This window comes from Variovorax trehalosi (assembly GCF_051216415.1).
Classification (GTDB): Bacteria; Pseudomonadota; Gammaproteobacteria; order Burkholderiales; family Burkholderiaceae_C; genus Variovorax.
In genome coordinates, this window is record NZ_JBPJZG010000002.1 from 825147 (window position 1) to 839297 (window position 14151).

The 14151-nt window shown below is 67.1% G+C and carries 15 protein-coding genes; 4 read left to right on the forward strand and 11 right to left on the reverse strand.

What is annotated here, in order from left to right:
• Positions 1-12: 12 nt before the first annotated feature.
• Genes ACSFA7_RS11945 through ACSFA7_RS11980 form a run of 8 tightly spaced genes read right to left on the reverse strand, consistent with a single transcriptional unit; the run spans position 13 to position 7734 of the window.
• Entirely contained in the window at positions 13-735 is a 723-nt protein-coding gene (locus ACSFA7_RS11945) for an ABC transporter ATP-binding protein (protein WP_435499538.1), read from the reverse strand.
• A complete protein-coding gene (locus ACSFA7_RS11950; RefSeq protein ID WP_435499539.1) occupies positions 728-1489 on the reverse strand; it encodes an ABC transporter ATP-binding protein in 762 nt (253 codons plus the stop codon). Before ACSFA7_RS11950 ends, ACSFA7_RS11945 begins: the two co-directional genes overlap by 8 nt.
• Positions 1486-2448, reverse strand: coding sequence for a branched-chain amino acid ABC transporter permease (locus ACSFA7_RS11955; RefSeq protein WP_435499540.1), 963 nt, complete (start codon positions 2446-2448; stop codon positions 1486-1488). The genes ACSFA7_RS11950 and ACSFA7_RS11955 overlap by 4 nt, the downstream gene beginning before the upstream one ends.
• Positions 2445-3305: a branched-chain amino acid ABC transporter permease gene (locus tag ACSFA7_RS11960; RefSeq protein ID WP_435499541.1), complete on the reverse strand. Its 861-nt coding sequence runs from the start codon at positions 3303-3305 to the stop codon at positions 2445-2447. The genes ACSFA7_RS11955 and ACSFA7_RS11960 overlap by 4 nt, the downstream gene beginning before the upstream one ends.
• Positions 3306-3351: 46 nt before the next feature.
• Entirely contained in the window at positions 3352-4551 is a 1200-nt protein-coding gene (locus ACSFA7_RS11965; RefSeq protein ID WP_435499542.1) for an ABC transporter substrate-binding protein, read from the reverse strand.
• A gap of 48 nt (positions 4552-4599) precedes the next feature.
• The gene (locus ACSFA7_RS11970; RefSeq protein ID WP_435499543.1) at positions 4600-4923 is read right to left on the reverse strand and encodes a 2Fe-2S iron-sulfur cluster-binding protein; all 324 of its coding nucleotides are present in this window, start codon (positions 4921-4923) and stop codon (positions 4600-4602) included.
• A gap of 13 nt (positions 4924-4936) precedes the next feature.
• Positions 4937-6391, reverse strand: a complete 1455-nt coding sequence (locus ACSFA7_RS11975) for a glutamine synthetase family protein (RefSeq protein ID WP_435499544.1) — start codon at positions 6389-6391, stop codon at positions 4937-4939.
• Between the two features lie 11 nt (positions 6392-6402).
• Positions 6403-7734 carry an aromatic ring-hydroxylating dioxygenase subunit alpha gene (locus ACSFA7_RS11980; protein WP_435499545.1) on the reverse strand — a complete coding sequence of 444 codons (1332 nt, stop codon included), beginning with the start codon at positions 7732-7734 and terminating at the stop codon, positions 6403-6405.
• 285 nt (positions 7735-8019) lie between these two features.
• On the opposite strand from ACSFA7_RS11980, the gene ACSFA7_RS11985 reads away from it, so the two are divergent.
• Positions 8020-8754 carry a GntR family transcriptional regulator gene (locus ACSFA7_RS11985; protein ID WP_435499546.1) on the forward strand — a complete coding sequence of 245 codons (735 nt, stop codon included), beginning with the start codon at positions 8020-8022 and terminating at the stop codon, positions 8752-8754.
• Positions 8755-8842: 88 nt separating this feature from the next.
• Positions 8843-9463 (forward strand): TetR/AcrR family transcriptional regulator, encoded by a 621-nt coding sequence (locus ACSFA7_RS11990; protein WP_435499547.1) that lies wholly within the window; start codon positions 8843-8845, stop codon positions 9461-9463.
• 7 nt (positions 9464-9470) lie between these two features.
• On the opposite strand, the gene ACSFA7_RS11995 is transcribed toward ACSFA7_RS11990, so the two are convergent.
• Entirely contained in the window at positions 9471-10964 is a 1494-nt protein-coding gene (locus ACSFA7_RS11995; RefSeq protein WP_435499548.1) for an amidase, read from the reverse strand.
• An 80-nt stretch (positions 10965-11044) separates the two neighbouring features.
• The gene (locus ACSFA7_RS12000; protein WP_435499549.1) at positions 11045-11851 is read right to left on the reverse strand and encodes a metallophosphoesterase; all 807 of its coding nucleotides are present in this window, start codon (positions 11849-11851) and stop codon (positions 11045-11047) included.
• A gap of 126 nt (positions 11852-11977) precedes the next feature.
• Here ACSFA7_RS12000 and ACSFA7_RS12005 point away from each other — a divergent pair, with 126 nt between their 5' ends.
• Positions 11978-12151 (forward strand): hypothetical protein, encoded by a 174-nt coding sequence (locus tag ACSFA7_RS12005; RefSeq protein WP_176660965.1) that lies wholly within the window; start codon positions 11978-11980, stop codon positions 12149-12151.
• 14 nt (positions 12152-12165) lie between these two features.
• Here ACSFA7_RS12005 and ACSFA7_RS12010 read toward each other — a convergent pair whose 3' ends face one another.
• Complete coding sequence (locus tag ACSFA7_RS12010; RefSeq protein WP_435499550.1) at positions 12166-13146, reverse strand: LysR family transcriptional regulator; 981 nt, start codon at positions 13144-13146, stop codon at positions 12166-12168.
• Between the two features lie 110 nt (positions 13147-13256).
• On the opposite strand from ACSFA7_RS12010, the gene ACSFA7_RS12015 reads away from it, so the two are divergent.
• Positions 13257-13799: a hypothetical protein gene (locus ACSFA7_RS12015; protein WP_435499551.1), complete on the forward strand. Its 543-nt coding sequence runs from the start codon at positions 13257-13259 to the stop codon at positions 13797-13799.
• The last annotated feature ends 352 nt before the right edge of the window (positions 13800-14151 follow it).

Genomic DNA, 14151 nt, shown 5'->3' on the forward strand with positions numbered 1-14151 from the left:
CGGGCCCGTCGTTCAGCCCGCCACGCCCTCGGCGATTCCCACGCCCAGCAGCCCTTCGAGCAATCCCTTGTCCGCCGCGAGCCCCGCGCTCGGGCCGGCGTGCACCACGGTGCCGCGCTCCAGCACGATGGCCTGGTGCGTCATCTCCAGCGCGAGCACCGGGTGCTGCTCGACCACGATCGACGCCAGGCCTTCCGATTCGCAGAGGCGCCGAATCGCCGCGGACAGCTCCTCCACGATGATCGGCGCGAGGCCTTCCATCGGCTCGTCGAGCAGCAGCAGCTTCGGGTTGGTCATCAGCGCGCGGCCGATGGCCAGCATCTGTTGCTCGCCGCCCGAGAGCTGGTTGCCGTAGTTGCCGCGGCGCTCCCGCAGGCGCGGAAAGAAGTCGTAGACGCGCTTCAGGTTCCAGCCGCCCAGTCGCGCGATCACCGTGAGGTTTTCTTCCACGGTGAGCGAGGGGAACACTTCGCGCTCCTGTGGCACCCAGCCCAGGCCCGCGCGCACGCGCTGGTGCGACGGCCAGCGCGTGATGTCCACGCCCTGCCAGCGGATCGCGCCCTGCATCACGCGGGTGTTGCCCATCAGCGTTTCGAGCAGCGTGGTCTTGCCCACGCCGTTGCGCCCGAGGATCGCGAGGCTCTCGCCCTGCTGCAGGGAAAAGTCGAGACCGTCGAGCACCACGGCGTTGCCGTAGCCGGCGGTGACGTGGTCGAAGGCGAGCGCTTCAGGCATGGTGATGGGAGCTCCCAAGGTAAACCTCGCGCACGCGCGGATCGGCGCCAATTTCGGCGGGCGTGCCTTCGGTGAGGATGCGGCCGCCCACCAGCACCGAGATGCGGCGGGAGAAGCGGAACACGAGCTTCATGTCGTGCTCGATGAAGAGCACGCTGATGTCGCCGGGCAGCGTCGCGATGGCCTCGAAGAGCTCGCCGCTTTCGCCTTCGGGCACGCCGGCCGCGGGTTCGTCGAGCAGGAGGATGCGGGGCCTGGCGGCGAGCGCGAGCGCGATCTCCAGCAGCCGCTGCTTGCCGTAGGCCAGCTCCGAGACCGGCACGTCGGAAAGGCTGTCGAGCTTCAGCGTGCCGAGCAGCGCATGCGCCTCGTCGAACACCGCCGTGCAGCCCCTGAGCGGTCGCCACCAGGTCGCGCCCAGCCCTTCGCGCTCGCTGATCGCCAGCACCACCGACAGCAGAGGCGTGAGGCTGGGGAACAGCGTGTTGATCTGGAAGGTGCGCGCGAGGCCCATGCGCGCGCGTTTGTCGCCAGAGAGGCGCGTGATGTCGCGATCGCCCATGTGGATCGACCCGCTCGTGGGCTTGAACACGCCGGTGAGCAGGTTGATGAGTGTGGTTTTTCCCGCACCGTTGGGCCCGATCAGCGCTTGCCGCGCGCCGGGTTCGAGCGAGAGGTTCACCTCGCTCACCGCCTGGAAGGCGCCGAAGCGGATGCCCAGGTCGCGGGTGCGCAGGGTGTGGGTGGAGCTCATCGCGCCTTCCCCATCCGCACGAAGCGCGAGAGCGCCCCCATGATCCCGCCGCGTCCCAGCATGACCGCCGCGATCAGGAAGATGCCGAGCCAGAACATCCAGTACTGCGGATTCATGTCCGCGAACCCGTCGTGCACCAGCATGTAGACGATGGCGCCGATCATCCCGCCGTACAGGCGGCCGGTGCCGCCGAGCACCAGGATGATCAGCACCTCGGCCGAGCGGTTGAAGCCGATCGATTCGATGCCGACGAACTGCGTGGTCTGCGCGAGCAGCGCGCCCGCCACGCCGGCCACCGCGGCCGAGAAGGCGTAGGCCATGCGCAGCCGCGCCTCCACCGGCGAGCCGATGGCCGTCATGCGCTTGCGGCTGTCGTGGATGCCGCGCAGCGTCAGCCCGAACGGTGAGCGCAGCACCAGCCGCACCACGAGGAACATCGCGAGCACCACGCCGAAGGCATAGCAGAAGGCGGTCTTGCCGTAGAGGTCGAAGTCGAAGAAGCCGAGCACCGGCGCGATGACCACGCCCTGCAGCCCGTCGGTGCCGCCGGTGATGCCCGAGAGCCGGTTGGCCAGCTCGTACAGCAGCACGCAAACGCCGATGGTGATCATCAGCCGCGTGAGGTCGGCGCCGCGCACCACGAGGTAGCTCAGCACATAGCCGAGCAGGCCGCTCACGACCAGCGCGAACGCGAGGCCGGTGAAGGGCTCGCTCCAGCCGTACTTGGCGAGCAGGCCGGCCGCGTACGCGCCCGCGCCGAAGAAGGCGGCATGGCCGACGGTGAGGATGCCCGCGTAGCCGAGCGCCATGTCGAGCGACACGGCGAACAGCCCGAAGATCATGATCTGGCTCATCAGCGTGAGCTTGTCGGGCAAGAGGAAGAAGCTGGAGGCGAGCGCAAGCCAGAAGGCGACTTCGGCGATGCGCAACTGCGCCGGAGAAACAGTGAGGGCTTTCATGCGATCCCCTTCTTCGCAACGATGCCGTTCGGCCGCACGAGCAGCATGACGATCATGAAGACGTAGATGAGAAAGGCGCCCGCCTCGGGCCAGTAGTACTTGCCCGCCACGTCGACGATGCCGACCAGCAGCGCCGCGATGAAGGGCCCCGTGACGGTGCCCGCACCGCCCACGCACACCACCATGAGGAAATAGACGAGGTACTTGAGCGGGAACGACGGCTCCAGCCCCAGCATGCCCAGGCTCAGCGCGCCGCCCAGGCCCGCGAGGCCGCAGCCCAGCGAGAAGGTGAGAAAGAAAAGGCGCTGCACATGGATGCCGGTGCCGCCGGCCACGCGCTGGTTGTCGACCGCCGCACGCACCATCGCGCCGTAGCGCGTCTTGCCCAGCACCAGCAGCAGGGCAGCCAGCACGGCCACGCCGCAGACGATCAGGAAGAGCCGGTAGCGGCCCACCTCGAGTCCGCCGATGGCAACCTGCCCGTCGAGCACCGGCGGCAGCGTGAACGGCTGCATCGTCGGCCCGAAGAAATAGGTGAAGGCCGCGATCGACACGAACACCACGCCGATCGACAGCAGCACCTGGTCCAGCGGATGCGCGCGGTACAGCCGCCGATAGAACACGAATTCCAGCACCGCGCCCACCAGGGCCGCGGCCACGAAGGCGGCCGCGAGAGAGAGCCCGAAGCCGAGCCCCCAGTGGTTCATCAGCAGGCTCGCCGCATAGCCGCCCACCATCGCGAAACTGCCGTGCGCGAGGTTGACAAAATTCATCAACCCCATCGTGATGGACAGGCCCACGCCGATGAGGAACAGGAGCATGCCGTAGGCCACCCCGTCGAAGATCACGATGCCCATGGGCCTCCTGTTGCTGGCTGCGCTGCTTGCTGGCGTTCGGATGGGCTTAGTTCGAGCTTTCCTTGGCCGGGTCCTTCACGCGGTCGAACTTGTCGAACTCCACGTTCACCAGCTGGCCGTTCACGCGCTCGGTCTTGCGGATGTAGACGGTCTGCACGATGTCGCGGGTGAGCGGGTCCACCTCGATCGGGCCGCGCGGGCTCTCGAAGCGCAGGCCGCGCAGCGCGTCCATGAACTTGTCGCCGCTGGCGTCGCCCTTGGTCTTTTGCAGCGTGAGGTCGATCGCGGCCATGGCGTCGTAGGCGGTCACGGCGAAGTAGCTGGGGCGCAGCTTGGTGCCGTTGTCGGCGGCGAAGTCCTTCACGAACTTCTGGTTCTTGGGCGAGTTGTGCGCGAACGAGTAGTGGTGGCTGGTGACGAGGCCCAGCGCCACGTCGCCGGTGGCGTCGAGGTAGCTGTCGTCGGTGGCTTCGCCGGTGGCGTAGAGCTTGATGCCGGCCTGCTCCATGCCGCGCTCCTTCCACACCTTGAGGAAGGCCGGCGGCATCACGCCCGAGGGGAAGAAGAAGAACACGGCCTGGGGCTTGGCATCCTTGATGCGCTGCACGTAGGCCGAGAAGTCGGGGTTGTTCATCGGCGTGCGCACCTCGCCCGAGACCTTGCCGCCGCCGGTGGTGAAGGTTTTCTTGAAGGCGGTTTCGGCATCGACGCCCGAGGCGTAGTCGGCGACCACGGTGTAGGCGTCCTTGATGCCCTCCCTGAGCATGAAGCGCGCCATCGGATCGGTGACCTGCTGCACGGTGAACGAAAGACGTGCCACGTAGGGCGAGCTGCTGGTGATGGCCGAGGAGGCCGCATTCATCACGATGGTCGGGATCTTCGCCTGCGTGGCGATGGCGCCCACGGCATACGCGTTGGGGCTGAAGTCCAGGCCGGTGAGGATGCTCACCTTGTCGCGCACGACGAGTTCCTGCGCGATGCGCTTGGCGGCATCGGGCGCGGGGCCGGCGGTGTCTTTCTTGATGATCTCGACGGTGCGCCCGCCCACCTTGCCGCCGTGCTCCTTGAGGTACAGCGCGATGCCGGCATCGAACTGGCGGCCGTAGTCGGCGTAGGGGCCGGAGTAGGTGGCAATGAGGCCGATGCGCAGCGGCTCGTCGGCAGCATGCGCGGCCACGGTGCCCAGCATGCCGAAGCCGGCGAGCAGGAGGGTCGAGAGAACGGTTCTCTTCGTCATCGTCGTCATGGAAAAACGCCTTTCAGGTGGAATGGATGCGGAGCGGGCGAGTGTGCGTCAGACCTGTGTCTCTGGAACGCGCACCCTCAGGCCATCGAGGGCTGCTGTCACGTTGAGCTGGCAGCTCAGGCGCGAATTGGGTTGGCGCTCGGAGGCGACGACTTCGAGCAGCGCGCTCTCCATGTCGTCGGGCGGCGGCAGCAGGTCGGCGAAGGCGTCGTCCACATAGACGTGGCAGGTGGCGCAGGAGCAGCAGCCGCCGCATTCGGCGTCGATGCCACGCACGTTGCCGCGGATGGCGGTCTCCATGACGCTGGCGCCGATCTTGGCGTCGACCGCGCGTGCGGTGCCGTCCTTGAGGATGTAGTGGATCGTGGGCATGGGGAGCAGGGGGTCAGAACATGTCGAAGTACTCGCGGTGTTCCCACTCGCTGACTTCGAGGTTGAAGCGGGCGATTTCCGCTTCCTTGATGTGGCAGAGGTAGTCGATGAAGACCTTGCCCATCTGCGTGTTGAGCATCTCGTCGCGGCGCAGGCACGCGAGGGCGTCGCCGAGCGAGCGCGGCAGTTGCTCGGCCGGCGTTTCGTACGGCGCATCGGCGGAGGGACCGGGGTCGATGCTGTTGCGGATGCCGTCGAGGCCCGAGAAGAGTTGCGATGCGAGATAGAGGTATGGATTGGCCGTCGGCTCGCCCACGCGGTTCTCGATGCGCGAAGCGCTCTGCCCCACGCCGCCGAGCACGCGCAGCATCGCGCCGCGGTTGTCCCTGGCCCAGATCGCGCGGTCGGGCGCGAGCGAGAACGGGCGGTAGCGCCGGTAGCCGTTGATCGTGGGGCTCGCGAGCGCCGCCGCGCCGCAGGCGTGCGCCTTCAGGCCGCCGAGGTAGTGCATGCCGATCTCGCTCAGGTCCTGGCCTTGGGCCTCCGGCATGAAGGCGTTCACGCCATCGCTCTTGCGGCGCAGCGACTGGTGCAGGTGCCAACCGCTCGACATGACGTTCGGAATCTTCGGCCGGCACATGAAGCTCGCGTGCAACCCGTTGCGTTGGCAGATCTGCTTGATCGCGCTGCGCAGCAGCACCATGGTGTCCGCGGGCATCACGCCGGCCGTGGGGCCGAAGGTCAGCTCGAACTGGCTCGGGCCGAATTCGATTTCCAGCGAGCGCAGCGGCAGCCCGAGCGCGATGAGGTTCGAGCGCAGCAGCTCCATCAACCCGTCGACGCGGTCGTAGCGCAGCTCGGTGAGGTACTGGTGGCCGTGCGAGAGCAGCGACACGCGCGGCGGCTCGCCGGGCTGGCCCGAGTCGGCCAGGCCCATGCGCGCATCGTCGAGCTTGAAGACGTGGAACTCCACCTCCAGGCCGGCGATGAAGTCGAGCCCGAACTCGTCGAGCTGGCGCACCGCGCGCTGCAGGATCTGCCGCGTCGCGAAGGGGCAGGGCGTGCCGTCGGCCATGTAGGCGTCGCACAGGATCCAGCCGGTGCGCGGCGCCCAGGGCAGCACCTTGAAGGTGGCGGGGTCGGCCACGATGGTGAAGTCCGCGCCGCCCTGCAGGCCCTCGATGGCAAAGCCGCCGTTCGTGGTGAAGACCGGGAACACGGTCTTGTGCGAGGTGTCTTTGGCCAGCAGCGTGGAGGTGAGGTTCACGCCCTCCCACAGCGCCGAGCGCGCCTCGGTGGCGACCAGCGTCTTGCCGCGCAGGATGCCGTGCTGGTCGGGCCAGGCGAAGCGCACGAGATCGACCTCGCCGCTGTCGATGCGGCGCACCAGCTCGCGCGCCTGTGCGTGCTGGTCGTCGGACCAGAGACCGAAGCGGTCGACGAATGTGTTGGTTTTGTTGCTGCTCATGGCGCGCGTGCTCAGGCGGCCAGCCGTGCGGAGGCCCAATCGGACTTCAGGCGGCGCGCGCGGTCCGCCTCCTGCCAGTAGGTCTCGGTGGCGGCTTCGTCCACCACGTGGCCGATGCCGTCGATGGAGGGTGGGCCGGTCATCGTGCGGGCCTGCGCGGCGTCGATCAGCATCGGCGCGGTCTCGCCGGCGAGCGTGGCCTCGATGGCCTTCACCAGCACGCGGCGGTAGGCAATGATTCCCTTGTCGGTGCTGCCCAGGTGCTCGCGCGTGCGGTCCTGGATGGCGCCCTGCGACTCCACCGCCCACTGGTCGTGCACGTTGATGTCGTCGCCCATGCCGGTGTAGGTCTCGGTGAGCTGCTCGTCGATGCTGTAGCCGTAGTTGTTGCGCTTGTTCTTGCGCGAGGTGTAGTCGGGCAGCTCGTAGAGCTTCAGCCGCTGGTCGCGCATCTGCTGCTTGTCGACCGGGCCGGTGAAGCTGGTGAAGATGGCATACCAGTAGCAGTGCGTGTCGTCCACCGGCACATGCCATTGCGAGATGGTCATCTCCGCGCTCATCGGGATCACGAAGGCCTGCGGGAACACCACGTTGGTCACGCGCACGTGCGTCGTTTTTTCAGTGAGCTTGCGCAGCGCCTTCAGGCGGAAGCCGTAGTCGGTGGGCTCCACGCTGATCTCGGGCCGGTCGTACTCGCGCAGCACCTTGGTGATGGGCATGTCGGAGTCGGCGGAGGCGCCGCGGAACTGCTTGCCGTAGCTCTCGGAGGTGTCCTCGTCCTCGAAGAAGCGATGCAGGTACGAGGCGTGTGCAGGGTCGATGCCCACCTCGAGCGCCTGCAGCCAGTTGCATTCGAACAGGCCCTTGAACGCGAAGGTGTGGGTGTCGGGGGCGACGAAGCAGTCGAAGTCCGGAAAGGCCGGAGGCTCGCCCTCGCCGACGTACGCGAAGACCACGCCCGCCTTCTCGACCACCGGATAGGCCGACTGCTTGATGCGGCTGCACAGCTTGCTGGTGGCGGGTTCGGCGGGGGTTTCGAGGCAATTGCCCTTGGCGTCGAACAGCCAGCCGTGGAAGGCGCAGCGGATGCCGCCGTTTTCCAGCCGTCCGAAGGCGAGGTCGGCGCCGCGGTGCGGGCAGTCGCGGTCGAGCATGCCGAGCTGGCCGTTTTCGTCGCGGAACAGCACGAAGTCCTGGCCCATGAGCTTCACCGGCTTGACCGGGCGCGGGCCCGCCAGTTCGTCGGCCAGGGCCACCGGCTGCCAGTAGCGGCGCAGCAGCTTGCCGGCGGGGGCGTCGCGTCCGACGCGGGTGATGAAATCGTTTTGCTCGGCGCTGATCATCGTGCGGGCTCCATCGTGGGGGCTTTGGAAAGAGGTCTGCAGGCATTGCATGCAACGGTATGCATTGTCTTGGTGATCCTCAATCTGGGTCAAACTTTCATCTTCGATTTCGCCCTTATTTGGGGCTCGTGGCGCTTCAAATCAGGGTTAATACTGAGTGTGGCGTGTGTTTTTGACACTTCTTGTGACGCAATGCATGCAACAAGCGAGCCAGGGTAAATATCCTGCGTGCAATGATCGGCCCGTCTCCTAGAATCCGCTCATTCCCGCTCCCGGCGCCTCCTGATGGACTCTCAACAATCCCGCGTGCTCGTGCAACTGCGCGACATGATCCTCAAGGGCGAATTCGTGCCCGGAGAGCGGCTGGCCGAGATCCCGCTGGCCGAGAAGCTCGAAGCCTCGCGCACCCCGGTACGGCTGGCGCTGGCCAGCCTCGAGCACGAAGGTCTGATCGAGCAATCACCCAGCGGCGGCTACCAGATGCGCCGCTTCACCTCGCAGGAGGTGGCCGACGCCATCCGTGTGCGCGGCGTGATCGAAGGCTTCGCGGCGCGCCTGCTGGCCGAAGACGGCGCCTCGCGCCAGCTGCTGCGCGACCTGAAGGATTGCCTGGATGCCGGCGACCGGGCGGTGAACAAGCCCACCATGGAAATCGACGATTACGCGGCCTACGTCGAGATGAACGACCGCTTCCACAAGCTGATCGTCGAAGGCTGCGGCAACCTCGCACTCAAGCGGGTGATGGACATGCTCGGCGGCCAGCCCTTCGCCGCGCCGAGCGCGATGCTGCCGATGCAGTCGTCGATGGAAGAGGGCCAGCAATGGATGCGCCAGGCGCACCGCACGCACCACGCGATCGTGCAGGCCATCGAGCGCGGGCAGGGTTCGCGCGCGCAGGCGCTGGGCGAGGAGCATGTCGAGATCGCGCGCATGAACCTCGACTACGCGCTGGAGCGGCCCGAGCTTGCGGCCGAGCTGATGCCGGGCATCAAGCTGGTTTCCAAAGGGCGCAGCGCCTGAGCGCAACCCTCCGGTCTGCAACGAAGACTGGGCGGTATTTCCACACTCGCACCGTCTGGCGGGCGACGGCCAAGACTAGAATTTCCGCATGACCACCGCTGCCGCTCCCGCCAAGCCCTCGTTCAAGGAACAGATGCTGCAGGCCCGCGAAGAGGCCATCGTGCAGACCGCGAACCGGCTGCTGGCCGAAAAGGGCTTCGAATCGATGACGGTCGACGAGGTCGCCGCCTCCGTCGGCATCGCCAAGGCCAGCCTCTACAAGCACTTTCCCAGCAAGGAAGACCTCGCGGCCGCGGCGATGGTGCGCCTCATGCAACGCACGCAGGATGTCCTGGCGTCGGTGCCGGCCGACCAGCAACCGATAGACAAGCTGCGCACGGTGGTGCGCTGGGCCATGGAGATGCAACTGATCGGCGAGATGCCCTCGCTGCCGCACCAGAACTCGAGCCTGCGGGCTGCGCTGATGAACAACCGGGGCTATCTCGACCGGCTGGTCGCGATCAGCGACACGCTCGGCGGCTGGATCCAGGCCGCGCAGGCCGATGGCACGCTGAACCCGAAGCTGCCCGCGATTGCCGTGCTCTACACGCTGTTCGCGCGCGCCTGCGATCCGGTGCTCGGTTTCCTCAAGGCCGGCGGCCTGCAGAGCGACGCAGAGATCGTCGAGCTGGTGCTCGGCACCTGTTTCGACGGCCTGGCTTCGCGCTGAACGGGATCTAGCTGTTGATGCCGCGCCGCGGCGTCACCACCGCCTCCACGGCCGCGCCAACTGCCAGCAACCGGTGATCGGTGTTGCCGATCCCGGCCACCATCAGCCCGACCGGCGCGTTGCCCGCGTCGTGGCAGGGCACCGAGAGCGCGCAGCCATCGAACAGGTTCACCACCGACGGATTGCGCAGCATGCGGCCGTTGATGCGGTAGTAGGTCTCGTCGTCCTTGATCACCTCGGCGATGGGCGGCGCGATGTCGGGCGTGGTGGGCATCAGCATCGCGTCGTAGCCGGCAGCCGCGGCGTTGATCGAGCGGATGAACTGGCGGCGCAGCGCCTGCAGCTGCAGGTAGTCGGGCGCGGTGATCGTCTCGCCGGTCTTGATGCGCGCCAGCACGCGCGGGTCGTACTTGGTGGCGCCCGTCTTGATGAATTCGCGATGCCAGGCGTAGGCCTCCGAGGCGGTGATCATGCCGCGCGGGTTGATGGTTGGCGCCTTGGCGAACTCGGTCATCGGCAGCTCGATGACCGTGGCGCCGGCAGCCGAGAGCTTGGACAGTGCGGATGCAAACGCGGCAGCCACAGGCGGCGAGAGGTCGTCCTGGAAGAAGGTCTTTGGCACTGCGAAGCGCAGGCCGCGCAGCGAGATCGCCTTGGGCGCACGCGACAGTTCGCCGGCCAGCACGGCGTCGAGCAGCGCGCAGTCTTCCACCGTCCATGCCATCGGCCCGGCCGAGTCGAAGGAGGTCGACAGGGGCATCACGCCATCGAGCGGGATGCGGCGCTGCGTGGGCTTGAACCCCACCAGCCCGTTGAGCGCCGCGGGAATGCGCAGCGACCCGCCGGTGTCAGTGCCGATGGCGCCGGCCGCCATGCCGTCGGTCACCGAGATGGCGCCGCCAGAGGTCGAGCCGCCCGGAATGCGGCCGGTCGCGCGGTCGTGGACGTTCTTCGGCGTGCCGTAGTTCGGGTTGATGCCCAGGCCCGTGTAGGCGAACTCGACCGTGTTGGTGCGCCCGATGACGATCGCGCCCGCGCGCCGCAGCCGCTCGACAACCACCGCGTCGCGCTGCGCCGGCGGCTGGCCGACCAGCACCGTGGAGCCGCCGAGCGTGGTGATGCCGGCTTCGTCGAACAGGTCCTTCAGAGAAATCGGGATGCCGGCGATCGGGGAGGCGGCTGCGCGGCCGCCCTTGCGATCGGCATCCAGTTGCGCCGCGGCGCTGCGCGCCGATGCGGCGTGCACCTGGATGAAAGTGCGCGCGCCTTCGCCCGCGGGGTTCTGGATGGCGGCCAGCGCTTCTTCGACCAGCTGGCTGCTGGTCAGCGACCCGGCTGCGAGGCGGCGCGACATCTCGGCCATCGAGAGCCGGCCCATGGCCTTGCCGCCGGCGTCGGGCGCCTGGGCCAGTGCTTTCGGCAGGGCGGACAGCAGCCCGACCGCGGCCGCGGCGCCGCCCGTGCGTTGAAGGAAGGTGCGACGTTGTTGTGGCTGCGTCATGTCTCTCTCCAGGTGGACTCGAGGCAGTCTACACAGCGCGTGCGGTCCGCCGATAGCCGGCCGTTACGGCGCCGCCGGGGTCAGCGCACTTCGATCAGCAGCTCGGGGCGATAGCCTTCCTGCTCGCCGTTGCGCTTGTAGCCCAGTGGGTTGGCCACCACGCGGCAGCCGTCCTTCATATAGTCGAAGGCGCAGTGCAGATGGCCGTGGAGCCAGAGCCTGGCCGACGGCAGCAGTTCGTCGAGGGCGTTGCAGAAGCCGGCGGTGCCGGGCGTCAGGCCGTAGCGTGGATCGGCGCTCGCCAGCGTTGGCGCGAAATGCGTGATGGCGACCGTGGTGCCGTCGAAAGGCTCGGCCAGCGCTTGCCGGAGCCACGCCTGGCACACCAGCGCCTGCTCGCGCAGCGGGCCGGACAGGAAGAGCTCGCCGTGGCGCTTGGAGGCCATCTTTTCCAGGTAGAAGTCGGCCGCCCGCATCGCCTTGCCGCGCTTCTTGAGCGCCTCGGCCCGGCCGTCGGTGGGCTCGACCAGTGCGTCGAAGTCGGCCCAGAGCGTGGTGCCGATGAAGCGGATGCCGTCGATGACGAGGGTTTCGCGCTCGAGCCACTGGATGTCGAGTTCCTGGCAGAGCGCGCGCAGCCGGTCGTGCGTCTCGTCGAAGTCGGCGTTGTCGTATTCGTGGTTGCCCGGCACGTAGACCACCGGCACCGGCCAGCCGTTGCGGGGCGAAAACCGGCCCAGGCCGAAATCGGTGTCCGCGAGGCGGGAGCCTTCCTGGTAGGAGCCGATGTCGCCCGCGAGCACCAGCAGGTCGGCGCCCGGGATCGGCTCGGCGTGGAAGCGGGGATGGGACTCCAGGTGCAGGTCGGAGAGCAGTTGCAGCTTCATCGTCGGGCCAGTCTAGGTGAATTGCCCCATGCATGAAGTGCATAAGGTCAGGGTTGTTTTCCTAGGGAAAACCCTTAATCTTGGAGCATCAACCACTCAGAGCACGGCCACAAGCCGCGCAACACCATGTTCAGCCTCCTCGCCCAAGTGGCCCGTTTCTTCCGTTCCTCCAGCGACAGCGCCCCCGCCAGCCACGCGGCCGCGCTGATGGAAAGCGCCGATGTCCGCGCCGGCCGCGGTGCGCACCACGCGCAGGAACTGCGCGCAGCCGCCTCCGCCTGGCTCAGCGTCGTTCGCTGATCAACCGGCGCCGATCAGTCGGGCACCTTCTGCCCGAGGATCGAGCCCGCGAAGGCTGCCGCGGCCGACCGCAACAGCGCCGTCCGCAGCCACTCATGCGCATGCCCATGCTGGGCGCGCCGGTGCCAGATGGCATCCACATGCACCGGCGGCTGGTCGAAGGGCAGGTCGCGCAGCACCAGCTGATCGTCGATGCCCGTCACGGTCACGAAGTGGCGCGGCAGCACGGTCAGCAAGTCTGAATTGGCGACCACCCGGCCTGCCGTGAAGAACTGATTGACCGTCACCACGATGCGCCGCTCGCGTCCCATGGCGCCCAGCGTCTGGTCGATGAAGCCGTAGGGCCGCCCCGAAAAACTCACCAGCAGGTGCCGCGCGGCGCAGTAGTCGTCCAGCGTGAGCGGCGCGTTCGCGAGCGGATGGTCGCGGCGCATCACGCATACATATTGACCCAGGTAGAGCCGCTGGGTCTCGAACGGCACGCCCACCCCCGATTGCCCACGCGCCGCCAGGCTGGCGATCACGGCCGGGAAATAGCCGATGGCCATGTCGACCTCTTCGTTCTCCAGCATCCGGCGCGGGTCGCGCGTGGTCAGCGGGAGCACGCGCAGGGAAATGGCGGGGGCCTCTTTTTCGGCGATCTGCACCAGGCCGGGGATCAGTTCTGCCGCTGTGGCGTCGGCCATGGCCAGCAGGAAGGTGGTGTCGGCGGTAGCCGCATCGAATTCGCCCGGCGCCAATGTGTGCTGCAGCTGGCGCAGCGCATCGCGTACCGTTGGCCAGAGCGCCAGCGCCCGCGGCGTGGGCTCCACGCCGGCGCCGGCGCGGCGTACCAGTTCGTCACCCAGCACTTCCCTTAGGCGCCGCAGCGCATTGCTCACCGCGGGCTGGGTAATAGAGAGGTTGCGGGCCGCGCGCGTGAGATTGCGCTCCGCCATCACCTCGTCGAAGACGCGAAGCAGGTTGAGGTCGAGCGTGCGAAAGTTGACGTCCATCAGTGCTGTGAATGATAAGCATCAGGAAGATAAAGTGGCAAAACACCAGGGTAATCCCTAATATCACGACATCGGCACTCGTTGCCATTCATCCCCGGAGGGATCGCACCATGACTAGCTTTGTCCACGTTGACCAACCCACAGTCCACCCCGGCGTCCGTCGCGCCGAAGTTCTTTTCGACCAGATCCAGGCCGCACGCGCCGGCGCTGAAGGCGCCCGTCCGCTGATCGCCCTGTTCATCGTTGCCATCGCGGCAGCGGTGCTGGTGGTGGCCGACACGCTCGTTTCCAACTGGAACGAAGGCGCCCTGCTCGCCGCATGGACCATCTTCTGCCTCGCAGCGATCGCCCTGTTTGCGTTGTTCGCAAGCTCGGTGCGCAAGAGCAGCATCGCCAGCCTCTGGCAGGCAGCTGCTGAACGCCGTGCCGCGGCCCGCGCAGACGCCCGTTTCATGGAAACCGCAAAGAACGATCCGCGCGTGATGCAGGAACTGCAAGCCGCCGTGTGGCGCCAGCAATCGGAAGGTACCGTGCCCGCCGCTGCGGTTGCCAAGGTCGACGCACTGGCCCGCATGAGCACCCGTTCGCAGGAAGCGCGCATACCGACGCTCTACGAAGCAATGCGCCGCATGAACAGCTCGCGCTACTACTGAGCTGAGTTGACTCGCTTGGGATAGACAGCCGCCTTCGGGCGGCTTTTTCATGCGCGGACGAATCTCGTGACCGGGGCGGCTGCGTCTCTATCTATATATAGCTAGTAGAGCGCGGGCGCTGCCTCTGACTGCAGGCACAAGCCGTGCTGGGGGACTCAAGAACAAAATCTCGTCGGGGTAGCGCTAACCCGAAATATCGATGTATACTCGTGGGCTCGGCTGATGACGCTCATGTAGTGATTCGGTGGTTGCTCTGGAAGGGGTGGTTGCTGAAGAGTTGGTCGATAAAAAAGCTTCTTCGAAGTTGACTGGATTGCAAAAAACAGTGCATAATCGAAGGCTCCGCTGAAAC